Raw genomic sequence first — 23,408 nt, forward strand, 5'->3', positions numbered from 1 at the left:
CCGCGGCTGCGGGGGGCACCGCACAGCCTTCTTGGGTACAGTGCGGACATCAGTAGACCGTTTGGTGAGGCCCCAGTGTTGACGCAGACCACTACCCGGGTCCTCGACCCCGGCGAGCTTCCCGCCGCGCTCGCCATCCTCGAGAGCGAACCCGTGGACAACGCGTTCGTGGCCGCCCGTGTCCAGGTAGCGGGCCTCGACCCCTGGCGGCTCGGCGGCGAGATGTGGGGCTGGTACGCCGACGGACGGCTCCGCTCGCTCTGCTACTCCGGCGCCAACCTCGTACCCATCTGCGCCACCCCCGAGGCCATCAGGGCCTTCGCGGACCGTGCCCGCCGGGCCGGCCGCCGCTGCTCCTCCATCGTCGGCCCCGCGGGCCCCACCACCCAGCTGTGGCGTCTGCTCGAACCGAGCTGGGGTCCCGCCCGCGAGGTCCGGCCCAACCAGCCGCTCATGGTCGCCGAGACCCCCTCCGCGGAGATCGCGCCCGACCCCCTCGTACGCCGGGTCCGCAGGGACGAGATCGACATCCTCATGCCGGCCTGCGTGGCCATGTTCACGGAGGAGGTCGGTGTCTCCCCGCTCGCGGGCGACGGCGGACTCCTCTACCAGGCGCGCGTCGCCGAACTGATCACCACGGGCCGGTCCTTCGCCCGCATAGAGAACGGCAGGGTGCTCTTCAAGGCGGAGATCGGCGCCGCCACCTCCCGCGCGTGCCAGATCCAGGGCGTCTGGGTGGCCCCCGAGGCCCGTGGCCGGGGCCTCTCCGAGACGGGCATGGCCGCCGTCCTGCGTCACGCGCTCAGCGAGGTGGCACCGATCGTGAGCCTGTACGTGAACGACTACAACACCCCCGCCCGCAGGGCCTACAGCCGTGTCGGCTTCCGCGAGACGGGCGCGTTCATGAGCGTGCTGTTCTGACCCGGCGGCCCGGCCAGTAGGGTTCCCGCATGGCAGCAGCGACACCCGCGCCCCACCGGGGCTCCGGGACCCCCGACATCGTGGTCGGACCACTCGACCTCGCCGCCCGCGTCGACGAGGCACTCGCCGTGCAGGCGATCGCCTTCGGCCTCGGCCAGGACGAGATCGACGTGCGCCGCCATATCGTGCTCCGGCACCTCGACCACCCGCAGGCCCGCGCCCTCGGCGCCACCACCGCGGACGGACGGCTCGTCGGATTCGTCTACGGGCTGCCGAACCACCGGACGCACTGGTGGTCCACCGTCGTCGAGCCGTACCTGCGCGCGACCGGGTCCGACGACTGGCTCGACGACTCGTTCGTGATCACCGAGCTGCACGTCCACCCCGAGTTCCAGCAGCGCGGCATCGGACGCGAGCTGATCACCACCATCACCGACGCCGTCGGCCTGCCGCGCTCCATCCTCTCGGCGATCGACACGGAGAGCCCCGCCCGGGCCCTCTACCGCGCCCTGGGGTACAGGGACCTGGCCCGTCAGGTGCTCTTCCCGAGCGCGCCCAAGCCGTACGCGGTGATGGGCGCGCCCCTGCCGCTGCGCCGCGGCTGAGAGCCTGTCGGGTGACCTCTGATCGGGCGGTCACGCCCCGGCACGCACGCTTCCCGCGTTGCCGAAATGCCCTAGTAGCTCCGCTACGAGGACACTCCGGCGCCTTGGAATCGCACGCACCGGACCGCGCCCGCTTTCCGATCGAAGGCCACCCGACAGGCTCTGAGGAATCGATTTCCGCCCGCGCGGGCCCCCCGGCTAACCTCGGGCTCACCACCCTTGCGAGCAGGAGTTCATCATGGCCCAGGTCCAGCGCATGTCCCGATTGATGATCAAGACACTGCGCGACGACCCGGCGGACGCCGAGACGCTCAACCACAAGCTCCTCGTCCGCGCCGGATACGTACGCCGCACCGCGGCCGGCATCTGGTCCTGGCTGCCGCTCGGCAAGAAGGTCCTGGACAACATCACCCGCGTCGTCCGCGAGGAGATGGACGCCATCGGCGGCCAGGAGGTGCTGCTCCCCGCACTCCTCCCCAAGGAGGCGTACGAGGCAAGCGGCCGGTACGACGAGTACGGCGACCTGCTCTTCAGGCTCCAGGACCGCAAGGGCGCCGACTACCTCCTCGGCCCCACCCACGAGGAGATCTTCACCCAGATCGTCAAGGACATGTGCTCGTCCTACAAGGACCTGCCCGTGATCCTCTACCAGATCCAGACCAAGTACCGCGACGAGGCCCGCCCCCGCGCCGGTGTGCTGCGCGGCCGCGAGTTCCAGATGAAGGACTCGTACTCCTTCGACACCACCGACGAGGGACTCGCCGAGGCGTATCAGCTCCACCGCGCCGCCTACATCCGGATCTTCGAGCGCCTCGGCCTCGACCACCGCGTCGTGTCCGCGGTCTCCGGTGCCATGGGAGGCTCGGCGTCCGAGGAGTTCCTCGCCCCCGCGCCCGCCGGCGAGGACACCTTCGTCGACTGCCCCAACTGCGACTACGCCGCGAACACCGAGGCCGTGACGTACAAGGTCACGACCGTCGCCGACGCCTCGGCGACCGGCGCCGTCGAGGAGCTGGACACCCCCGACACCCCGACCATCGAGACCCTCGCCGCCCACCTCGGCGTGGCGGCCTCCGCCACGCTGAAGAACCTGCTGGTCAAGGTCGACGGCGAGATCGTGGCCGTGGGTGTGCCCGGCGACCGCGAGGTCGACCTGGGCAAGCTCGGCGAGCACCTCGCCCCCGCGGTCGTCGAGCTCGTCACCGCCGAGGACTTCGTGGGCCGCGCCGACCTCGTGCGCGGCTACGTGGGCCCCCAGGGCCTGGAGAAGGTCCGCTACATCGCCGACCCCCGCGTCGCCGCGGGCACCGCCTGGATCACGGGTGCCAACAAGGAGGGCGTGCACGCGAAGAACGTCGTCGCGGGCCGCGACTTCGAGGTCGACGACTACCTCGACGTCGTCGTCGTCGAGGCGGGCGACCCCTGCCCCAAGTGCGGCACCGGCCTCCAGGTCGACCGCGCCATCGAGATCGGCCACATCTTCCAGCTCGGCCGCAAGTACGCCGACATCTTCTCCCTCGATGTGCTCGGCCAGCAGGGCAAGCCGGTCCGCGTCACGATGGGCTCGTACGGCATCGGGGTCTCCCGCGCCGTGGCCGCCCTCGCCGAGCAGACCGCCGACGACAAGGGCCTGTGCTGGCCCCGCGAGATCGCCCCGGCCGACGTGCACGTCGTCGCCGCCGGCAAGGCGCTCCAGACCGAGCTGGCCCTGGAGGTCTCCGAGAAGCTGAACGCCGCGGGCCTGCGCGTCCTGGTCGACGACCGCGCGGGTGTCTCGCCCGGCGTGAAGTTCACCGACTCCGAGCTGATCGGTGTCCCGAAGATCCTCGTCGCCGGCCGCCGTTCGGCGGAGGGCGTCCTGGAGCTGAAGGACCGCCGCACCGGGGAGCGCGAGGAGCTCACCGTCGACGAGGCGATCGCGCGCCTGGTGGCCGACCAGGGCTGACCCCGTGACGGCGAGGGGCCCCGCGCCGCGGCGCGGGGCCCCTCGCCGTCACGGGGTCAGCCCTGGTCGGCCACCAGGCGCGCGATCGCCTCGTCGACGGTGAGCTCCTCGCGCTCCCCGGTGCGGCGGTCCTTCAGCTCCAGGACGCCCTCCGCCGAACGGCGGCCGGCGACGAGGATCTTCGGGACACCGATCAGCTCGGAGTCGGTGAACTTCACGCCGGGCGAGACACCCGCGCGGTCGTCGACCAGGACGCGCAGGCCCGCGGCGTTCAGCTTCTCGGAGACCTCCAGGGCCAGCTCGGTCTGGAGCGCCTTGCCGGCGGCGACGACGTGCACGTCGGCCGGGGCGATCTCGCGGGGCCAGCACAGGCCCTTGTCGTCGGCGGTCTGCTCGGCGAGGGCGGCCACGGCGCGGGAGACCCCGATGCCGTACGAGCCCATCGTGACGCGGACCGGCTTGCCCTGCTGGCCGAGCACATCGAGGGAGAAGATGTCGGCGTACTTGCGGCCGAGCTGGAAGATGTGGCCGATCTCGATGGCGCGGTCGACCTGGAGGCCGGTGCCGCACTTGGGGCAGGGGTCGCCCGCCTCGACGACGACGACGTCGAGGTAGTCGTCGACCTCGAAGTCGCGGCCCGCGACGACGTTCTTCGCGTGCACGCCCTCCTTGTTGGCACCCGTGATCCAGGCGGTGCCCGCGGCGACGCGGGGGTCGGCGATGTAGCGGACCTTCTCCAGGCCCTGGGGGCCCACGTAGCCGCGCACGAGGTCGGCGCGGCCCACGAAGTCCTCGGCGGTGACGAGCTCGACGACCGCGGGGGCGAGGTGCTCGCCGAGCTTGCCCAGGTCGACCTCGCGGTCGCCGGGCACACCCACGGCCACGATCTCGCCGTCGACCTTGACCAGCAGGTTCTTCAGCGTGGCGGAGGCCGCCACGCCGAGGTGGGCGGCGAGGGTCTCGATGGTCGGGGTGTCGGGGGTGTCCAGCTCCTCGACGGCGCCGGTCGCCGAGGCGTCGGCGACGGTCGTGACCTTGTACGTCACGGCCTCGGTGTTCGCGGCGTAGTCGCAGTTGGGGCAGTCGACGAAGGTGTCCTCGCCGGCGGGCGCGGGGGCGAGGAACTCCTCGGACGCCGAGCCTCCCATGGCACCGGAGACCGCGGACACGACGCGGTGGTCGAGGCCGAGGCGCTCGAAGATCCGGATGTAGGCGGCGCGGTGGAGCTGATACGCCTCGGCGAGTCCCTCGTCGGTGGTGTCGAAGGAGTACGAGTCCTTCATCTGGAACTCGCGGCCGCGCAGCACACCGGCGCGGGGGCGGGCCTCGTCGCGGTACTTGGTCTGGATCTGGTAGAGGATCACGGGCAGGTCCTTGTAGGACGAGCACATGTCCTTGACGATCTGGGTGAAGATCTCCTCGTGGGTGGGGCCGAGGAGGTAGTCGGCGCCCTTGCGGTCCTGGAGCCTGAAGAGCAGGTCGCCGTACTCGTCGTACCGGCCGCTTGCCTCGTACGCCTCCTTGGGGAGGAGTGCGGGGAGCAGCACCTCCTGGCCGCCGATGGCGTCCATCTCCTCGCGGACGACGCGGGTGATGTTGTCCAGGACCTTCTTGCCGAGCGGCAGCCAGGACCAGATGCCGGCCGCGGTGCGGCGTACGTATCCGGCGCGGACGAGGAGCTTGTGGTTGAGCGTCTCGGCGTCCGCCGGGTCGTCGCGCAGTGTCTTGATCATCAATCGGGACATGCGCTGGACCTGGGCCATGATGAACTCCTGCTCGCAAGGGTGGTGAGCCCGAGGTTAGCCGGGGGGCCCGCGCGGGCGGAAATCGATTCCTCAGAGCCTGTCGGGTGGCCTTCGATCGGAAAGCGGGCGCGGTCCGGTGCGTGCGATTCCAAGGCGCCGGAGTGTCCTCGTAGCGGAGCTACTAGGGCATTTCGGCAACGCGGGAAGCGTGCGTGCCGGGGCGTGACCGCCCGATCAGAGGTCACCCGACAGGCTCTCAGCCGCGGCGCAGCGGCAGGGGCGCGCCCATCACCGCGTACGGCTTGGGCGCGCTCGGGAAGAGCACCTGACGGGCCAGGTCCCTGTACCCCAGGGCGCGGTAGAGGGCCCGGGCGGGGCTCTCCGTGTCGATCGCCGAGAGGATGGAGCGCGGCAGGCCGACGGCGTCGGTGATGGTGGTGATCAGCTCGCGTCCGATGCCGCGCTGCTGGAACTCGGGGTGGACGTGCAGCTCGGTGATCACGAACGAGTCGTCGAGCCAGTCGTCGGACCCGGTCGCGCGCAGGTACGGCTCGACGACGGTGGACCACCAGTGCGTCCGGTGGTTCGGCAGCCCGTAGACGAATCCGACGAGCCGTCCGTCCGCGGTGGTGGCGCCGAGGGCGCGGGCCTGCGGGTGGTCGAGGTGCCGGAGCACGATATGGCGGCGCACGTCGATCTCGTCCTGGCCGAGGCCGAAGGCGATCGCCTGCACGGCGAGTGCCTCGTCGACGCGGGCGGCGAGGTCGAGTGGTCCGACCACGATGTCGGGGGTCCCGGAGCCCCGGTGGGGCGCGGGTGTCGCTGCTGCCATGCGGGAACCCTACTGGCCGGGCCGCCGGGTCAGAACAGCACGCTCATGAACGCGCCCGTCTCGCGGAAGCCGACACGGCTGTAGGCCCTGCGGGCGGGGGTGTTGTAGTCGTTCACGTACAGGCTCACGATCGGTGCCACCTCGCTGAGCGCGTGACGCAGGACGGCGGCCATGCCCGTCTCGGAGAGGCCCCGGCCACGGGCCTCGGGGGCCACCCAGACGCCCTGGATCTGGCACGCGCGGGAGGTGGCGGCGCCGATCTCCGCCTTGAAGAGCACCCTGCCGTTCTCTATGCGGGCGAAGGACCGGCCCGTGGTGATCAGTTCGGCGACGCGCGCCTGGTAGAGGAGTCCGCCGTCGCCCGCGAGCGGGGAGACACCGACCTCCTCCGTGAACATGGCCACGCAGGCCGGCATGAGGATGTCGATCTCGTCCCTGCGGACCCGGCGTACGAGGGGGTCGGGCGCGATCTCCGCGGAGGGGGTCTCGGCGACCATGAGCGGCTGGTTGGGCCGGACCTCGCGGGCGGGACCCCAGCTCGGTTCGAGCAGACGCCACAGCTGGGTGGTGGGGCCCGCGGGGCCGACGATGGAGGAGCAGCGGCGGCCGGCCCGGCGGGCACGGTCCGCGAAGGCCCTGATGGCCTCGGGGGTGGCGCAGATGGGTACGAGGTTGGCGCCGGAGTAGCAGAGCGAGCGGAGCCGTCCGTCGGCGTACCAGCCCCACATCTCGCCGCCGAGCCGCCAGGGGTCGAGGCCCGCTACCTGGACACGGGCGGCCACGAACGCGTTGTCCACGGGTTCGCTCTCGAGGATGGCGAGCGCGGCGGGAAGCTCGCCGGGGTCGAGGACCCGGGTAGTGGTCTGCGTCAACACTGGGGCCTCACCAAACGGTCTACTGATGTCCGCACTGTACCCAAGAAGGCTGTGCGGTGCCCCCCGCAGCCGCGGAGCCATTAGCACACGGACACAGCTGTGCCCCGCAGGACACGGCCTGCGGGGCACGGTGGGAAGCGTCCGGGTGTCAGCCCGCGATGGAGACCTGGGGCTCGCCCGAGGCGATGCCGTCCTTCTCCATCTGCTCCGCGATCTTCATGGCTTCCTCGATGAGGGTCTCCACGATCTTCGACTCCGGGACGGTCTTGATGACCTCACCCTTCACGAAGATCTGACCCTTGCCGTTACCCGACGCCACACCCAGATCCGCCTCACGCGCCTCACCCGGACCGTTCACCACACAGCCCATCACCGCGACCCGCAGCGGAACCTCCATACCCTCCAGACCCGCACTCACCTGATCCGCCAGCTTGTACACATCCACCTGCGCACGCCCGCACGAGGGACACGACACGATCTCCAGACGCCGCTGCTTCAGATTCAGCGCCTCCAGAATCTGCAGACCGACCTTGACCTCCTCCGCCGGAGGAGCCGACAACGACACCCTGATCGTGTCGCCGATCCCCTCCGAGAGCAGCGCACCGAACGCCACCGCGGACTTGATCGTCCCCTGGAACGCCGGACCCGCCTCGGTCACACCCAGATGCAGCGGATAGTCCGACTGCGCCGCCAGCTGACGGTAGGCATTCACCATCACGACCGGATCGTTGTGCTTCACCGAGATCTTGATGTCACGGAAGCCGTGCTCCTCGAACAGCGACGCCTCCCACAACGCCGACTCCACCAGAGCCTCCGGCGTCGCCTTCCCGTACTTCTTCAGCAGCCGCGCGTCCAGCGAACCCGCGTTCACACCGATCCGGATCGGAGTACCCGCGTCCCCCGCGGCCCTCGCGATCTCCTTCACCTTGTCGTCGAACTGCTTGATGTTCCCCGGATTCACCCGCACCGCCGCACAACCCGCGTCGATCGCCGCGAACACGTACTTCGGCTGGAAGTGAATGTCCGCGATCACCGGGATCTGCGACTTCCTCGCGATCGTCGCCAACGCGTCCGCGTCATCCTGCGTCGGACACGCCACCCGCACGATCTGACAACCCGACGCCGTCAGCTCCGCGATCTGCTGCAACGTCGCACCGATGTCCGACGTCCGAGTCGTCGTCATCGACTGCACCGACACAGGTGCGTCCCCGCCGACCGCCACCGACCCGACCTGGATCTGACGGCTGACCCGTCGGTCGGCGAGCTTGGTCGGAACGGCCGGCATTCCGAGAGAAATCGCAGTCATGCGCTGAGCATCCCCAAGGTGTGGATCGGTGTGGATCGAGGTCCCGAGAACGGCGGGCTCCGGGCTCCGAGGTTACGGCACCGGAGGGGAACGGGGTGCATCCCGCCGTCGAGCCCGCCCATTCGGCGTGCGGCCGGACACCACCTGTGCGACCGGCCGCCACCAATGGGACGTGTGAGGCGTCAGGTGATCTTCACCGGGTTCACGATGTCGGCGACCAGCACCAGCAGCGTGAAGCAGATGAAGATGCCGGCGACCACGTAGGCGACCGGCATGAGCTTGGCCACGTCGAACGGGCCGGGGTCGGGGCGCTTGAAGACCTTGGCCACGTTGCGGCGCATGGCCTCCCAGAGCGCTCCCGCGATGTGCCCGCCGTCCAGCGGGAGCAGGGGCAGCATGTTGAACAGGAACAGCGAGAGGTTGAAGCCGGCCAGCAGGAACAGCATCATCGCGATCTGGTTCTGCGCCGGGACGTCGAGGTTCATCACCTCACCGCCGATCCTGGCGGCGCCCACCACGCCCACCGGCGAGTCGTCGGCGCGTTCACCGTCGCTGAATGCCGCGTTCCACAGGTCGGGGATCTTCGTGGGCAGCGCGATGATCGAGTCGACGCCGTTCTCGATCATGTCGCCCATGCGGACGACCGAGTCGCCGAAGGAGAGCGGCACGATCTCCGTGTTCGCGGCGAAGCCGAGGTAGCCGGCGGTGACGTACTGGTCGGGGACGACCTCGCCGTCGGCGTCCTTCTTCGCGACCGCGTTCTTCCTCAGCACGGCGTTCAGGGTCTGTTCCCGGCCGTCACGCTGCACGGTGATGGTGGCGGGGCCGGTCGTCTCGCGGATCCTGTCCGAGAGCGTGGCCCAGTCGTCGATCTTCTTGCCGTCGAAGGCGACGATCTTGTCGCCCTCCTTCAGCCCCGCGGCCTTGGCCGGTGAGACCGGGTCGGATGCCTTGCAGGTGTCGCGGTTCTCGCTCTGCGCGATCACGCACTGCTGGACGCCGGCCACCTCGGTGGTCTGCGTCTGGAAGCCGAAGGTCATCGCGACGCCCATGAAGATCGCGACGGCCAGGACCAGGTTCATGAAGGGCCCCGCGAACATCACGATCACGCGCTTCCACGGCTTGCGCGTGTAGAAGAGGCGCGACTCGTCGCCCGGCTGGAGCTCCTCGAAGGCGGCGGACCTGGCGTCCTCGATCATCCCGCGCCACGGGGAGGTGGAGCGTGCCTCCAGCCTGCCATCGGGGCCGGGCGGGAACATGCCGATCATGCGGATGTAGCCGCCCGCGGGGATGGCCTTGACGCCGTACTCGGTGTCGCCCTTCTTCCGCGACCAGACCGTCGGGCCGAAGCCGACCATGTACTGCGGGACCCGGATGCCGAAGAGCTTGGCCGTCGAGAGGTGGCCGAGTTCGTGCCAGGCGATCGAGAACAGCAGACCCACGGCGAAGATGGCGATCCCCAGGACCGTCATCAGGATCGTCGTCGTACTCATACGTGCGCCTCCGCTGTCGCTGCCGCCGAGAGTTCGCGGGCCCGGGCACGGGCCCAGGTCTCCGCTTCAAGGACGTCCGCGACCGTCAGCGGAGTTCCCGTGGCGGGGGTTCCGTGTTCGGTCACCACCGCTGTGACCGTATCCATGATGCCGTTGAACGGCAGCCGCCCCGCCAGGAACGCGTCCACGCACTCCTCGTTGGCCGCGTTGAACACGGCGGGGGCGGTGCCGCCGAGGGTACCGACGTGCCGGGCGAGCCCGACGGACGGGAACGCCTCGGTGTCCAGCGGGAAGAACTCCCAGCTGGAGGCCTTCGTCCAGTCGAAGGCGGGGGCGGCGTCCGGGACCCGCTCGGGCCAGCCGAGGCCGATGGCGATGGGGCCCCGCATGTCGGGCGGGGTCGCCTGGGCGAGGGTGGAGCCGTCGGTGAACTCCACCATCGAGTGAACGTAGGACTGGGGGTGGACCACGACCTCGATCCGGTCGAACGGGATGTCGTAGAGGAGGTGTGCCTCGATGACCTCCAGGCCCTTGTTGACCAGGGTCGCGGAGTTGACCGTGATGACCGGCCCCATGGCCCAGGTCGGGTGCGCCAGCGCCTGCTCCCTGGTCACGTCGGCCAGCTCGGCGCGCCTACGGCCCCGGAACGGCCCGCCCGATGCGGTCACGACGAGCTTGCGCACGTCGGCACGCTTGCCGGCGGCGAGCGCCTGGAAGAGGGCTGCGTGCTCGGAGTCGACCGGGATGATCTGGCCCGGGGCGGCGACGGCCTTCACCAGCGGGCCGCCGACGATCAACGACTCCTTGTTGGCCAGGGCCAGGGTGCGGCCGGCCTTCAGGGCGGCGAGCGTGGGGGCGAGGCCGATCGAGCCGGTGATCCCGTTCAGCACGGTGTGGCACGCGCTCGCGGCGAGCTCCGTGGCTGCGTCGGGTCCTGCCAGGATCCCGGGCAGCGGCTCCCCCGCGCCGTACGCCTCGCGAAGGGCCACCCGGAGGGCCGGCACCTTGTCCGCGTCGGCGACCGCGACGGTACGCACCCGCAGCTGCGCGGCCTGCTCGGCGAGGAGCTGGACCCTGCCGCCCGCCGCGGAGAGCGCGGTGACACGGAAACGGCCGGGGTTGCGGAGCACCAGGTCGATGGCCTGGGTACCGATGGACCCGGTGGAGCCGAGGATCACCAGATCCCGGCGGCCGTCCACCGCGTCGAAGACGAGATGCGGGTCGGCGAGGGGTGCGGGGCTGTCGCTCATGGCCCCCATTGTTGCCGCATCCGCCGGGCGCACCGACAGGGCATCCCCGTCGGGGTGTGCCTCAGGCCCGCCCGGCACGGAATTTCCTCCACTGGGCGGACATGACGTCCTCGGGGATCCGGCCGATGTCCTTCGTGCCGAGGATCTCACCGCGGAAGGCGAGCGTGGTGGCCCCGGACCGCAGGACGGTGAGGTACTCGTGAAGCTTGAGCTTCCCCTTCACGTCGAGGACGGTGAAGCGGAAGGCCTTCGCCTCGTCGGCCTCGTCCGCGAAGGAGGGCAGCGCGGCGGGTTCGACCTTCTCGTACGTGGCGCGGGCGACGGCCCGTTCCTCCGTGAGGCCCCCGGCGCACTCCCGGCCCGCCCGGTCCAGCGACCGCATGACCTGCGAAGCGACCCCGCCGGCGTACGAGCGCAGCGTCACGTCGACGGTGACGCCGAGTATTTCGCCGGGCTCCTCGGCCTTCCGCTGCACCTGGGCGGTGGGGGTGTGGCCAAAGACGTCACCGGCCAGGCTGACCAGTGGCTGACACACGGCGGGCGAGGCGGTGTAGGCGTCGCCGAGCGGTCCGCCCAGGGAGTACTCGGACACGGTGAGGCTGCCGGCCTTCTCCCCGTCGGCGAGGGCGAGGGCGGTGAGCTGCGCCTCGGTGAGCCCGCGGGCGGTGGCTCCCGGCCGGGAGGGCGCCGAACTCCTCGCGGCCTCCGGCTTGCCGTCGTCACCGTCGCCGCCGCATCCGGTGACAGCCGCGAGAGCGATCACCGCGCATCCCGCCGCTGCGGCGCCCCGCCGGCCGCCGCCCCGTCGCCGCCGGACACCCGCTCCGCGCACCCCGAACATGCCTGCCCCTGTCTCCCGTTGACGGGCCGGGATCGGTGTCCGATCGCGGCCGAGGCTCGATTGTGCGGCATCCGGTGATCAGAAGGCGGTCTCGATGCCGAACTTGTCCCGCAGGTGCGCCATGTCCCGCACGTCCCGGTCGGCGGGTGTGCAGCCCTGGTGGAAGCGTGCCTGCTGCTCGGCGGAGACGCAGCGCACGCTCGTCGTCCCGATGACTCCGGCGACGAAGCAGGACCGGGTCCCGCGCGCCCACTTCGCCGCGCCCGGGACGCAGCGGCGGGGCGCGTCCAGGCAGTGGACGCGCCCCGCGGCTGCGGTGGGTCAGCGGATGGGACGGTGGACGTTGTCCCCGGCGGCGGGTCCGGGGGTGGCGTCGGCGATCCAGGCGCCTTCGCCGCTCGGGTCGATGACGCCCTCCTCCAGCCAGGTGTAGGTCCCGGAGAGGACTCCGTCGACCACGCGGCGGTCGATGTCGTCGGTGTTGGACCACAGCCGGCCGAAGAGCTCCTCGACTCGGAGGCGGGACTGCCGGCAGAACACGTCGGCGAGCTGGTAGGCCTCGCGTCCGTGGTCGTCGTCGGCGCGCAGGTGCTCGGCGCGGACACAGGCCGCGCTCATCGCGAAGAGCTCGGCGCCGATGTCGACGATCCGGCCGAGGAAGCCCTGCTTGGTCTCCATGCGGCCCTGCCAGCGGGACATCGCGTAGAAGGTCGAGCGCGCCAGCTTGCGGGAGGAACGCTCCACGTACCGCAGATGGGTGGAGAGGTCGGGGTGGCCGGGGACCCGGAACTCGCCGTAGGCGTTGGGCAGCCGGCCGGGACCGCTGACCAGCTTGGGGAGCCAGCGCGCGTAGAACTGCGCGGCGTTGGCACCCGCCCGCGCCTTGTCGGCGAACTGCTTGTCGGGGTCGATGATGTCGCCGGCGACCTTGAGGTGGGCGTCGACGGCCTCGCGGGCGATCAGCAGGTGCATGATCTCCGTGGAACCCTCGAAGATCCGGTTGATCCGCATGTCGCGGAGCATCTGCTCGGCGGGTACGGCCCGTTCGCCGCGGGCGGCGAGCGAGTCGGCGGTCTCGAAGCCGCGGCCGCCGCGGATCTGGACCAGTTCGTCGGAGATCAGCCAGCCCATCTCGGAGCCGTACAGCTTGGCGAGCGCGGCCTCGATGCGGATGTCGTTACGGCTCTCGTCGGCCATCTGCGAGGAGAGGTCCACGACCGCTTCGAGAGCGAAGGTGGTGGCGGCGATGAAGGAGATCTTCGCGCCGACGGCCTCGTGCCGGGCGACCGGCCTGCCCCACTGCTCGCGGACCGCCGACCATTCGCGGGCGATCTTCAGAGACCACTTTCCGACGCCCACGCACATGGCGGGCAGCGAGAGGCGGCCGGTGTTGAGCGTGGTGAGGGCGATCTTGAGACCGGCGCCCTCGGGCCCGATCCGGTTGGCCGCCGGCACGCGTACGCCGTGGAAGCGGGTCAGGCCGTTCTCGATGCCGCGCAGGCCCATGAAGGCGTTGCGGTGCTCCACGGTGATGCCCGGGGAGTCGGCCTCGACGACGAAGGCGGTGATGCCGCCCGTGTGACCGTCGGACTCCGGGACCCGTGCCATCACCACGAGCAGGTCGGCGACGACGCCGTTGGTCGTCCAGAGCTTCACGCCGTCCAGGATGTAGTCGTCACCCTCGGGCACCGCGGTCGTCGCGAGCCGTGCCGGGTCGGAGCCGACGTCGGGTTCCGTGAGCAGGAACGCGGAGATGTCGGTGCGCGCCAGTCGGGGCAGGAAGGTGTCCTTCTGCTCCTGGGTGCCGAACATCTTCAGGGGCTGCGGCACGCCGATGGACTGGTGCGCGGAGAGAAGCGCGCCGATGGCGGGGCTCGCCGAACCGGCCAGCGCGAGCGCCTTGTTGTAGTAGACCTGGGTCAGCCCCAGGCCGCCGTACTTCGTCTCGATCTTCATGCCGAGGGCGCCGAGCTCCCTGAGCCCGTTGATCACCTCGTCGGGAATCTTCGCCTCGCGCTCGATGAGGGCGCCGTCGACCCGGGTTTCGCAGAATTCGCGCATCCGGGCGAGGAAGGCCTCGCCGCGCCGCACGTCGTCGGGGGCCGGCTGGGGGTGGGGGTGGATCAGGTCGAGCCGGAAGCGTCCGAGGAAGAGTTCCTTGGCGAAGCTGGGCTTGCGCCAGTCCTGTTCGCGGGCGGCCTCGGCCACCTGCCGTGCTTCGCGCTCGGTGACTTTGGGGGCCTGGGGGATGTCGGATGGGGCGGACATGAGGAGCTCACCTCGCCGCGAGTCGGGATATGGGTCGGGACGTACGCGTGCCGATCGGTACCACTCGTCCGTATCTACCCGATCTGCGTGACCCCCACCACCCCTGCGGCGGGCCCCCGCAGACACGGAACCGGCCGGAGCCCCCGCACAGCGGGCTCCGGCCGGTTCGTCGGCGCTCCCGGCTACAGGGCCAGGCCAGTGAGGACCAGGACCCGCTCGTAGGTGTAGTCGTCCATGGTGTAGCGAACGCCCTCGCGGCCCACTCCGGACTGCTTGGCGCCGCCGTACGGCATCTGGTCGGCCCGGTAGGAGGGCACGTCGCCGATGATCACGCCGCCGACCTCCAGGGCACGGTGGGCGCGGAAGGCGGTCTGCAGGTCGTGGGTGAAGACACCTGCCTGAAGGCCGGAATCGGAGTCGTTGACGGCCGCGAACGCCTCGGCCTCGCCGTGGGTCTTCCGGATGTACAGCACCGGGCCGAAGACCTCCTCGCGGGCGATCGTCGTGGTGTCCGGGAGGTCGGTGAGGACGGTCGGGGCGTAGGTGGCGCCGTCGCGCTTGCCGCCGGTGAGCAGGGTGGCGCCGGCGGTGACGGCCTCGTCGACCCAGGACTCGACACGGCGTGCGGCGTCCTCACTGACCAGCGGGCCGACGTCGGTGGCCGCGTCGGAGGGGTCACCGGTCACCAGGGACTCGACGGCGGCGACGATCTTCGGGACCAGCCGGTCGTACACGGAGGAGTCGGCGATGACCCGCTGGACCGCGATGCAGGACTGGCCGCCCTGATAGTTCGAGAAGGTCGCGATGCGGTTCGCGGCCAGGTCCAGGTCCTCCTCGGAGGACCAGTCGCCGAGCACGACGGCGGCGCCGTTGCCGCCGAGTTCGAGGGTGCAGTGCTTGCGCGGCACCGACTCCATGATCGAGTAGCCGACGGGGCCGGACCCGGTGAAGGAGATCACGGGCAGCCGCTCGTCCTGGACCAGGGCGGGCATCTTGTCGTTGGGCACGGTCAGCACGGACCACGACCCGGCCGGGAGGTCGGTCTCGGCCAGCAGCTCACCCAGGATCAGCGCGGAGATCGGGGTGGCGGGCGCGGGCTTGAGGATGATCGGCGCGCCGACGGCGATGGCCGGGGCGACCTTGTGGGCGCTCAGGTTGAGCGGGAAGTTGAACGGCGAGATGCCGAGCACCGGACCGCGCGGGAAGCGGCGGGTCAACCCGAGGCGGCCGGTGCCGCCGAGGTCGGTGTCGAGGCGCTGGGCTTCGCCCCCGTTGAAGCGGCGGGCCTCCTCGGCGGCGAACCGGAATACGGACACGGCCCGGCCGACCTCGCCGCGGGCCCACTTGACGGGCTTGCCGTTCTCCGCCGAGATCAGCTGCGCGACCTCCTCGGTGCGCTCCGTGAGGCGGCGTACGACGTGGTCGAGCGCGGCGGCCCGTACGTGCGCCGGGGTCGCCGCGAACTCCTCGCGCACGGCCCATGCCGCCGCGACGGCCTCCTCGACCTGGGCGTCGGTCGGCACGGAGACCGTACCGACGAGACGTCCGTCCCAGGAGTTGGTGACGTCGAAGCTGTCCTCGCCGGTGGCGCGGCGGCCGGCCAGCCAGAAGGCGTGGGTGGAAGTCATGGCGGTTCCGGCCCTTCAGGGGTGGTGAACGAGGTCGCCGGGCACCGCTGAGGCGCCCTTCGGCCCCACCGTAGGGCGACCCAGGACGGATGAGGCTTGTCCACCGTGGAGTGGAGCGGACGGACGGTACGCCGCTTTGTCGCAGGCAGCCGCGCCTGCCTCCGGGCGGACGCCCACGCGGCCGCTCAGGCGTGGCTCCGGCCGCGCCGTGAGGACGCGGATCCCGGGACAGGTGGACGCTACGCGCTCCCCGACGAGGCAGCCGTCGTCTTCAGGGCCAGCCACAGCTCCATGCGGACGTCCGGATCGTCCAGCGAACGGCCGAGGATCTCTTCGACCCGGCGCATCCGGTAGCGCAGGGTGTGGCGGTGGACACCGAGGTCGGCGGCCGCCGCGTCCCACTGGCCGTGCCGGGAGAGCCAGGCGCGCAGGGAGGCGACGAGGTCCCCGCGGCCCTTGGAGTCGTGCTCCTGCAACGGCCGCAGCATCCCGTCGGCGAAGGCGCGGACCGCGTCGTCGGCCAGGAGCGGCAGGACGGACCCCGCGGCGAGCTCCTCGTGCTCGACGAGCGCCCTGCCGCGGCGGCGGGCGACCAAGAGGGCCTGTTCGGCCTGCTTGTACGCGGCGGAGACGGCGATCGGCCCGGAGGGAGCCGAAAGACCGACGACCACTTCGGGCTCGTCGGCCCCGGACTCGCGAGGCGGCCGGTCCTCCTCGGCCCGTGCGTGGGCGGCGCAGGCCGCCACCACGGCGCCGCCGTCCACGGCCAGGACCACGAGGCGCTCGCCCTCGGGCACCATCAGCAGGGTCTCGCCGGACCGTCCGGCGGCCAAGTCCAGCGCCTCTGCGAGCGTTTCGGTCCCGGCCGGGACCGGCGCCTCCGCGATGAGGAGCCGGAAGGGGGCGTCGAGGAGCCCTCCGTACAGATCCCCCGCGACGGCCCGGGCGTGGTCGGACTGGCCCGCGAGCAGCATCCGCAGGACCGCCGCTCCGAGGCGCTGTTCCGCGCCCTGGAGCGCGCGGGAGCGTGCCGTGGTGAGTGTCAGCAGCGCGACGGCCGAGTTCACGGCGTACCTCTCGGCCGTGCCGAGCGCCGCTCCGGTGCCGACGGCCAGCGCACCGCGGGCCCGCCGGCCGGTGCCCAGGGACTGGAGCTCGACCCTGTCGTCGCCCTCGGTGTCGCCGACGACAGCGCTGGCCGGGGCGGGGCGGTCGCGCAGGCGTTCCACCTCGGGAGTGAGCCGGGCGGCGCGCCGGGCGGCCCAGTCCGGTGCGGCGGCGAGTACGGCTCCCGAGGAGTCGTAAAGGGCCGCCCAGCCGTCGATGTGCGCGGCGAGCCGTGTGAGGAGCGCCGCCGGGCCGTCGCCGGCGACGGCCGCCCTGGTCAGTTCGCGCTGGGCCTCGAAACCGGCCGTGACCGACCGGTACTGGTCGGCCGCGATGGCCGCCGACACCGCCTTGCTGATGGCCAGGAACGGCGTGCGTCTGGGCACTTCGAGGAGCGGTAGTCCCGCTTCCTCGGCGGCGTCCACGAGAGCGGCCGGGATGTCGTCGTAGGTGACGCCCACACCGAAGCCGACTCCAGCGACCCCCGCACCGGCCAGCCGCTGTACGTAACGGCGCATGGTCGCCGGGTCCCGGGCGTCGAGGTTGGTCGCCGTGACGAGGAGCAGCTCACCGCCCTCCATGTACGGCACGGGGTCGGCCAGTTCGCTGGCGTGCGCCCAGCGCACCGGGGTACCGAGCCGGTCGGCCCCCGCCCGGACGGTGAGCTTGAGCGCCGAGTGCTGGACCAGCGAGGCGAGGGTGGGAGGCATGGGACCGCCGGACCTCCGGGTGTAGGCGGGGCCGTCCGCGGGGGCGGCCCGGTTGGTGGCGCCCTGGGCGGGCGGTTCGATTGCTCCGCCTCGTACAGACGGACGGGGGCGATTCTGCCAGGGCGGCAGGGTCCCCGTCACCGCCGCCCGTTCAGCCACTCAGCTCGACGAGGAGCGGGGGCGCGTGTTCACCGTCCACGGTCGTCAGGGACAGGACGGCGTGTCCGGCGGGCAGGGAGTACGCCAGCTCCGAGGCCGACCAGCGCTCCCGTTCGACCCGCTTCACGGTGACGGCTTCCCTGGTCACGGCCTTGCCGGTGACGAGCTTGCGCAGCGCGTGCAGGGCGCGGGTCAACGGCTGGTCCGCGAAGACGGCGTGCTCGGCGACCTCGCGGGTCTCGATCCACTCCTTGCCCCAGGCCTCCGAGAAACGCTTGCCGTCCCAGGTCGTGACGCCGCTGAACGCCATGCGGCAGCCGACAGCGCCGAGCAGCGCGGTGTGCAGCTGCTCGGGGACGTCGTCGACGGTGCGCAGGGCGAGGACGGCTCCCGCGTTGACCGAGCGCAGTCGCCGGATTCCGCGGACCGTCCCGGCGGTGACCGTGTGCGTGGCGTCGTCGAGCACCAGGCAGACGAAGAGCGACCGGTCGGTACGAGCGGCGGTGACAGCCGTGAACTGGGCGAGCACGAGCCGGGCCAGCAGGGCCGACGCCTCGGCGTGCGCCCGCTCAGGGAGGTCGATCCTGACCCGGAGCGGCAGGTGCTCCAGGGAGCGCAGCGAGAAGGGCCTGGCCTGCTCGCCGGTGGCGAAGAAGGGCGCGAACGCGGGCCGGTCGAGCAGGGCGATCCGGTCGGCCAGGGCGGGCCCGGGGTCCCCGGGCCCGCCCCTCTGCCGGGTTCGGGCCTCCAGGTCGCGCAGCATCGCCTGATGCCCGCCGGCGGCCAGTGCCTCCCGCAGTGCGCCGGTCGCGGCGTGGTCGCCGTCCAGGAGCTGCCGGAGTTCGGGCACCCCGGGGAAGTGCCCGTGGACCGCACGGTAGGGGCCGAGCAGCTGGGCGAGCACGGTCGCGGCGCGCCTGCTGTCCAGCTGGGGCACGTCGCCGACCAGTCCCTCCGCGAGCACGCTCGCGGCCTCGTCGGGGTCCGTCGTACCGCCGTACAGGTCGAAGTCGTGCGCGGACGAGGGGTCGCCGATCCGCACCACGACGTCGAACGCCTCGTCCGGACCGAGCTCCCCTCCGGTGCCGCCGACGGCGAGCACGGCGGCCCGGCCGGCGAGCGCCTGCAGGGCGAGCGACTCCACGACGGGGCGCACGAGCAGGGCGGACTTGCCCGCCCCGGGCGGTCCGACCGCGAGCAGGGACGTGCCCAGCAGCGCGGGCTCCAGGGCGGTGCCCGAGCCACGGCGGGCGTACGGGTTGTGCGGGTCGTCGGCGAAGGTGCCGATCCTGACCTGTCCGGTCAGCAGATCGTGCCGTGCGGCGCGGCGGGGAAGGTCGCGGGTGCCCGAGGGGTGCAGAGCGGCGGCGCCTCCGGTGCGCAGGACGGCCTCGGTGAGCGCGGCGAGGCGCTCCGGCCTGGTCCGCCCGACGGTCCAGGCGTGGCGCAGCCGCGCGACGTCCACATCGTTCATCCGGCCGGTCCGCACCTCGGTGGCGAGGGTCTCGGCGGCGTCCGTCAGCCCCGCCGTGCGCAGCTCGGGCCACTGGTCGGGGGTGGGCGCGTCCGGGGGCGCGGAGGCGGCCGCGGGCACCCCGGCGGCGCCCTTTCCGGTACGCGCGGCGATCAGCTCGCGCCAGCGTCCGAGGCGGGCGAACGGCCAGAGCACCCCGAGGGCGATCAGGGCGTAGATCACGTTGACCACGGCCTGGCTCTGGTAGATCTCACCGCCGGCGACCGCGGCGACCAGGACCAGTACCGGCCTGACGAGCGGGACCGCGTCCTTCCACACGAGGACTTCGGCGACGGCGCCTCCGGCGGCCGTGGTCAGCGCCAGGAAGGGCTGCCCGCGTCCGGCGACATGGCGCCGGAAGATCTCCGACCAGTTGCCGAGCCTCCCGCAGCCGTAGACCAGGAGCCCGAAGAGGACGGCCTCGTAGACCGTGAGCGCGTCGGCGCCCTCGATCGTCCTGGGGCCGCCGAACGTCCCGGCGTACCACCAGTCGTGGGGGGTGAACAGTTTCAGCGGGACGAGGCGGTAGGGGATGTATCCGTTGCGCCACAGGGACCACAGGAGCAGCCCGGAGAGCGCGGAGACGAGTACCCCGACCACCAGCGAGCGGTCGGACACGCCCTCGGGCTTCTCCGGCGGGCGTGGGACGTGCCCGAGGCGCCAGACGCCCGGTCCGGCGTCCGGGCGGGGGGCGCGCAGCCATGCCTCCAGACCCCCGTCGGCCGGCGGGGGCCCCGGGCGCGGGGCGTGCGTGGGCGGCGGTGGCGCGGCGGGCGGTGGCCCCGCCGGACGGGGCACCCTGCCCGCATCCGTGCCCCGCGCGTCGTACATGCCTTCGGTGTCCATGAACCGCTGCCCCCTGACCAGCCAGGTCCCGCCTTCTGCACCGGCCAATCTAGTGCCCGGGCGCCGGGAGTTCAGCCATGCGGCCGGATGTCCCGGCGGGGCGTCCCGCGGCCCTGCTCCCCGCCCATCTGTCCGTCGCGGACAAGGACACGCCGGCATCACTCCCCATCGGAGCATGACCGCTGCCCGCACCCACCCCTAGCCTGCAGAAACAGAAGCGTCCGAAACACCCCCAGGAGCCCCGCATGTCCGACATCCCGCAGGAGCGCCGCCTCGTCACTGCCATCCCCGGCCCGAAGTCGGTCGAGCTGCAGGCTCGCCGCTTGGCGGCCGTCGCCGCGGGTGTGGGTTCCACGCTGCCGGTCTTCACCGCCCGGGCCGGCGGCGGGATCATCGAGGACGTGGACGGCAACCGGCTGATCGACTTCGGTTCCGGCATCGCCGTGACATCCGTGGGCGCCTCCGCCGAGGCCGTCGTACGCCGGGCGTCCGCGCAGCTCGCCGACTTCACCCACACCTGTTTCATGGTCACGCCCTACGAGGGGTACGTCGAGGTCTGCGAGCAGCTCGCCGAGCTGACGCCGGGCGACCACGCCAAGAAGTCCGCGCTGTTCAACTCGGGCGCCGAGGCCGTCGAGAACGCCGTGAAGATCGCCCGCGCCTGGACGAAGCGCACCGCGGTCGTCGTCTTCGACCACGGCTACCACGGCCGGACCAACCTCACGATGGCCCTGACGGCGAAGAACATGCCGTACAAGCAGGGCTTCGGTCCGTTCGCGCCCGAGGTCTACCGCGTGCCCGTGGCGTACGGCTACCGCTGGCCGACCGGGGCCGAGAACGCCGGCGCCGAGGCGTCCGCCCAGGCCATCGACGAGATCACCAAGCAGATCGGCGCGGACAACGTCGCCGCGATCATCATCGAGCCGGTCCTCGGCGAGGGCGGCTTCATCGAGCCGGCCAAGGGCTTCCTCCCGGCGATCGCGCAGTTCGCGAAGGACAACGGCATCGTCTTCGTCGCGGACGAGATCCAGTCCGGCTTCTGCCGCACCGGACAGTGGTTCGCCTGTGAGGACGAGGGCATCGTGCCTGACCTCATCACCACGGCCAAGGGCATCGCCGGGGGCCTCCCGCTCTCGGCGGTGACCGGCCGCGCCGAGATCATGGACGCCGCCCACGCCGGCGGCCTCGGCGGTACCTACGGCGGAAACCCGGTGGCCTGCGCGGGTGCGCTCGGCGCCATCGAGACGATGCGCGAGCTGGACCTGAACGGCAAGGCCAAGCGCATCGAGGAGGTCATGAAGGGCCGCCTCGCCGAGATGCGGGCCAAGCTGCCCAACGGCGACATCATCGGTGACATCCGCGGCCGTGGCGCCATGATCGCGATCGAGCTGGTGAAGTCCGGCACGAAGGACCCCGACGCCGCCTCCGCCGCGTCGCTGGCCAAGGCGTGCCACGCCGAGGGGCTGCTGGTGCTGACCTGCGGCACCTACGGCAACGTGCTCCGTTTCCTGCCGCCGCTCGTCATCGGCGAGGACCTGCTGAACGAGGGCCTCGACATCATCGAGCGGGCGTTCGCGCAGCTCTGAATCCGTGCGAAACACCCGGCCGCCGCGCGCCGTTCCCGGCGGCGATGACCCGGGCGGGTGCGAGGGCGTGTGAAGAAGGTGTGCGGGGGCGATGGCGAGATACCGTTGTCGCTTCCGGTGCATCCTTCCTCTGACGTACGGTTTTCCCAGATGAGAGAAACACCCCGCCCGCAGGGGACTGCGGGCGAAGCCGGGCCGGGGCTCCCCCAGCGCCGTACCGGCCGTGCCCTTGCGCACACCACCGGAGCCTCGTGCTCCGGGACTCCTCACCGATCGGATGGCCGCTCGCCCCACACCCCCCGGGGCGCGCGGCAACCCGATCCGACCGGCCACCCCGGAACAATCCCCCCTGTTCCCCGGTGGCCGGTTCTTCTCGTTTCCACGGCCGCGGTGTCGGCGGCCCTTTTCGCCCTGATCACCTGGCAGGTGCTGTCCGGCGGGCCCCTGCTCGGGCCCGACGAGCGCCTCGGCCTGGAGCTGGCGGGGCGTGGCCCGGCAGGCCTGGCGGATCTCTTCGCCGACCTCGGCAACATGCAGGTCGCCGTGCCGGTGCTGGCCTGCGCGGTCCTGGTGGCCTGGTTCCGCCGGGCCCGGCGCGCGGCCCTGTACGCCGTCCTGGCCATGGCGGCCGTACCGGCACTGGTCGTCCCGCTGAAGCTGTGGACGGAGCGTCAGGGGCCGCTGACGGAGGCCACGGGCTACTACCCCTCGGGGCACACCACCACGGCGATGGTGGCGTACGGGGCGGCGGCCCTGCTGCTGGCCCCGTATGTGAGGCGGACATGGGTGACGCTCGTCGCCGCCGTCCTGCTGACGGCGGCGACGAGCGTCGGTCTGGTGCTGCGCGGCTACCACTGGCCGCTGGACGTGGTGGCCGGCTGGTGCCTGAGCGCGGTGCTGCTGCTCACGCTGCGGGCCCTCACGAGGAGTGGTCAGCCGCCGAAGTAGGCGTCGAAGTTCCTGGAGAACTCCCAGTTTTTGAACCGGTCCCAGTTGATGGACCAGGTCATCAGCCCCGGTTGTCAAGACCTCTGGCGGCGCATCAACCCCCGTCACGGCGGGCGCGGGCGGCGGGCGACCGTGCTGCCCGGGCGCGGCACGACGATCCAGGCACCCCGGCCGACCCCGCGGATGCCCGTCCCGAACCACCGGGCAGCCGTCCCCCGGGGTGGGAAATGCCGGCGTCTACCGGATCATGACGCGGGTTCGGCCACCCGTCGGCGGTGACCTGGGTCACCCCGGTTCAGCTGTCGAAGCCGAGACCCATCCGGTCCATGGTCCGCAGCCACAGATTGCGGTGTCCCCCATGGCTGTCGGCCCGGGCGAGCGACCTCTTGGTGAGCTCGATCCCTGCCCAGGCGAAGGGCTCGGGCGGGAAGGGCATCGGCTTGGAGCGGACCATGTCGAGCGCGGTGCGCTCCGTCTCCTCGCCCGCGAGGAGATCGAGCATCACGTCGGCACCGAAACGCGTGGCACCGACCCCCAGGCCGGTGTATCCGGCGGCATAGGCGACGCGGCCCCCGTGGGCCGTGCCGAAGAACGCGGAGAAACGCGAGCAGGTGTCGATCGCACCGCCCCAGGCGTGGCTGAAGCGCACGCCTGAGAGCTGTGGAAAGCACTCGAAGAACTGCCAGGCGAGCTTCAGGAACGTCTCCGGACGCTGGTCCTTCGGCGCGACGGCCTTGACCATGCTGCGGATCGTCAGGTTCTCGTGCGCGATGACATCGTGCTCGCGGACCAGGGCGAGCGCGGTCTTGTGGGCGTGGTCGAGGCGCTGA

General features: G+C 71.7%; 17 protein-coding genes and 1 pseudogene. 5 read left to right on the forward strand and 13 right to left on the reverse strand.

The features are described from left to right. Positions 1-75 precede the first annotated feature (75 nt). The 3 genes from ACFU5K_RS22535 to ACFU5K_RS22545 all read left to right on the forward strand — a co-directional run bounded on the left by ACFU5K_RS22535 (position 76) and on the right by ACFU5K_RS22545 (position 3,471). Complete coding sequence (locus ACFU5K_RS22535; RefSeq protein WP_384064543.1) at positions 76-921, forward strand: GNAT family N-acetyltransferase; 846 nt, start codon at positions 76-78, stop codon at positions 919-921. 29 nt (positions 922-950) lie between these two features. Further along, positions 951-1,526: a GNAT family N-acetyltransferase gene (locus ACFU5K_RS22540; protein WP_384064546.1), complete on the forward strand. Its 576-nt coding sequence runs from the start codon at positions 951-953 to the stop codon at positions 1,524-1,526. A gap of 238 nt (positions 1,527-1,764) precedes the next feature. Next, positions 1,765-3,471, forward strand: coding sequence for a proline--tRNA ligase (locus ACFU5K_RS22545; protein ID WP_384064549.1), 1,707 nt, complete (start codon positions 1,765-1,767; stop codon positions 3,469-3,471). 56 nt (positions 3,472-3,527) lie between these two features. Here ACFU5K_RS22545 and ACFU5K_RS22550 read toward each other — a convergent pair whose 3' ends face one another. The 12 genes from ACFU5K_RS22550 to ACFU5K_RS22605 form a co-directional block, all read right to left on the reverse strand. After that, positions 3,528-5,234 carry a proline--tRNA ligase gene (locus ACFU5K_RS22550; protein WP_384064549.1) on the reverse strand — a complete coding sequence of 569 codons (1,707 nt, stop codon included), beginning with the start codon at positions 5,232-5,234 and terminating at the stop codon, positions 3,528-3,530. A gap of 238 nt (positions 5,235-5,472) precedes the next feature. Next, positions 5,473-6,048, reverse strand: coding sequence for a GNAT family N-acetyltransferase (locus ACFU5K_RS22555; protein ID WP_384064546.1), 576 nt, complete (start codon positions 6,046-6,048; stop codon positions 5,473-5,475). Positions 6,049-6,077: 29 nt separating this feature from the next. Beyond that, positions 6,078-6,923 carry a GNAT family N-acetyltransferase gene (locus tag ACFU5K_RS22560; RefSeq protein ID WP_384064543.1) on the reverse strand — a complete coding sequence of 282 codons (846 nt, stop codon included), beginning with the start codon at positions 6,921-6,923 and terminating at the stop codon, positions 6,078-6,080. 148 nt (positions 6,924-7,071) lie between these two features. After that, a complete protein-coding gene (ispG, locus tag ACFU5K_RS22565) occupies positions 7,072-8,229 on the reverse strand; it encodes a flavodoxin-dependent (E)-4-hydroxy-3-methylbut-2-enyl-diphosphate synthase (protein WP_327113943.1) in 1,158 nt (385 codons plus the stop codon). A 182-nt stretch (positions 8,230-8,411) separates the two neighbouring features. Continuing rightward, entirely contained in the window at positions 8,412-9,722 is a 1,311-nt protein-coding gene (locus ACFU5K_RS22570; RefSeq protein WP_384064540.1) for a M50 family metallopeptidase, read from the reverse strand. Further along, positions 9,719-10,981, reverse strand: coding sequence for a 1-deoxy-D-xylulose-5-phosphate reductoisomerase (gene dxr, locus ACFU5K_RS22575; RefSeq protein ID WP_384064537.1), 1,263 nt, complete (start codon positions 10,979-10,981; stop codon positions 9,719-9,721). The genes ACFU5K_RS22570 and dxr overlap by 4 nt, the downstream gene beginning before the upstream one ends. Before the next feature lie 52 nt (positions 10,982-11,033). Next, positions 11,034-11,735, reverse strand: coding sequence for a hypothetical protein (locus ACFU5K_RS22580; RefSeq protein WP_384064534.1), 702 nt, complete (start codon positions 11,733-11,735; stop codon positions 11,034-11,036). Positions 11,736-11,891: 156 nt separating this feature from the next. Next, the gene (locus tag ACFU5K_RS22585; protein ID WP_384064551.1) at positions 11,892-12,104 is read right to left on the reverse strand and encodes a nucleotidyltransferase domain-containing protein; all 213 of its coding nucleotides are present in this window, start codon (positions 12,102-12,104) and stop codon (positions 11,892-11,894) included. A 30-nt stretch (positions 12,105-12,134) separates the two neighbouring features. Continuing rightward, the gene (locus ACFU5K_RS22590; protein WP_384064531.1) at positions 12,135-14,081 is read right to left on the reverse strand and encodes an acyl-CoA dehydrogenase family protein; all 1,947 of its coding nucleotides are present in this window, start codon (positions 14,079-14,081) and stop codon (positions 12,135-12,137) included. A gap of 182 nt (positions 14,082-14,263) precedes the next feature. After that, entirely contained in the window at positions 14,264-15,709 is a 1,446-nt protein-coding gene (locus ACFU5K_RS22595; protein WP_384064528.1) for an aldehyde dehydrogenase family protein, read from the reverse strand. 239 nt (positions 15,710-15,948) lie between these two features. After that, a complete protein-coding gene (locus ACFU5K_RS22600; RefSeq protein ID WP_384064526.1) occupies positions 15,949-17,526 on the reverse strand; it encodes a PucR family transcriptional regulator in 1,578 nt (525 codons plus the stop codon). A 151-nt stretch (positions 17,527-17,677) separates the two neighbouring features. Continuing rightward, positions 17,678-20,044, reverse strand: a complete 2,367-nt coding sequence (locus ACFU5K_RS22605; RefSeq protein ID WP_384064523.1) for an ATP/GTP-binding protein — start codon at positions 20,042-20,044, stop codon at positions 17,678-17,680. Positions 20,045-20,289: 245 nt separating this feature from the next. On the opposite strand from ACFU5K_RS22605, the gene gabT reads away from it, so the two are divergent. After that, entirely contained in the window at positions 20,290-21,630 is a 1,341-nt protein-coding gene (gene gabT, locus ACFU5K_RS22610) for a 4-aminobutyrate--2-oxoglutarate transaminase (RefSeq protein ID WP_384064520.1), read from the forward strand. Between the two features lie 390 nt (positions 21,631-22,020). Continuing rightward, on the forward strand, positions 22,021-22,578 hold the full coding sequence (locus ACFU5K_RS22615; RefSeq protein WP_384064517.1) for a phosphatase PAP2 family protein: 558 nt from the start codon (positions 22,021-22,023) through the stop codon (positions 22,576-22,578). 295 nt (positions 22,579-22,873) lie between these two features. Here the strand turns inward: ACFU5K_RS22615 and ACFU5K_RS22620 are convergent. Beyond that, positions 22,874-23,408: pseudogene (locus tag ACFU5K_RS22620) on the reverse strand (hypothetical protein); the annotation flags it as partial.

The organism is Streptomyces sp. NPDC057428 (assembly GCF_042803195.1).
GTDB lineage: Bacteria > Actinomycetota > Actinomycetes > Streptomycetales > Streptomycetaceae > Streptomyces.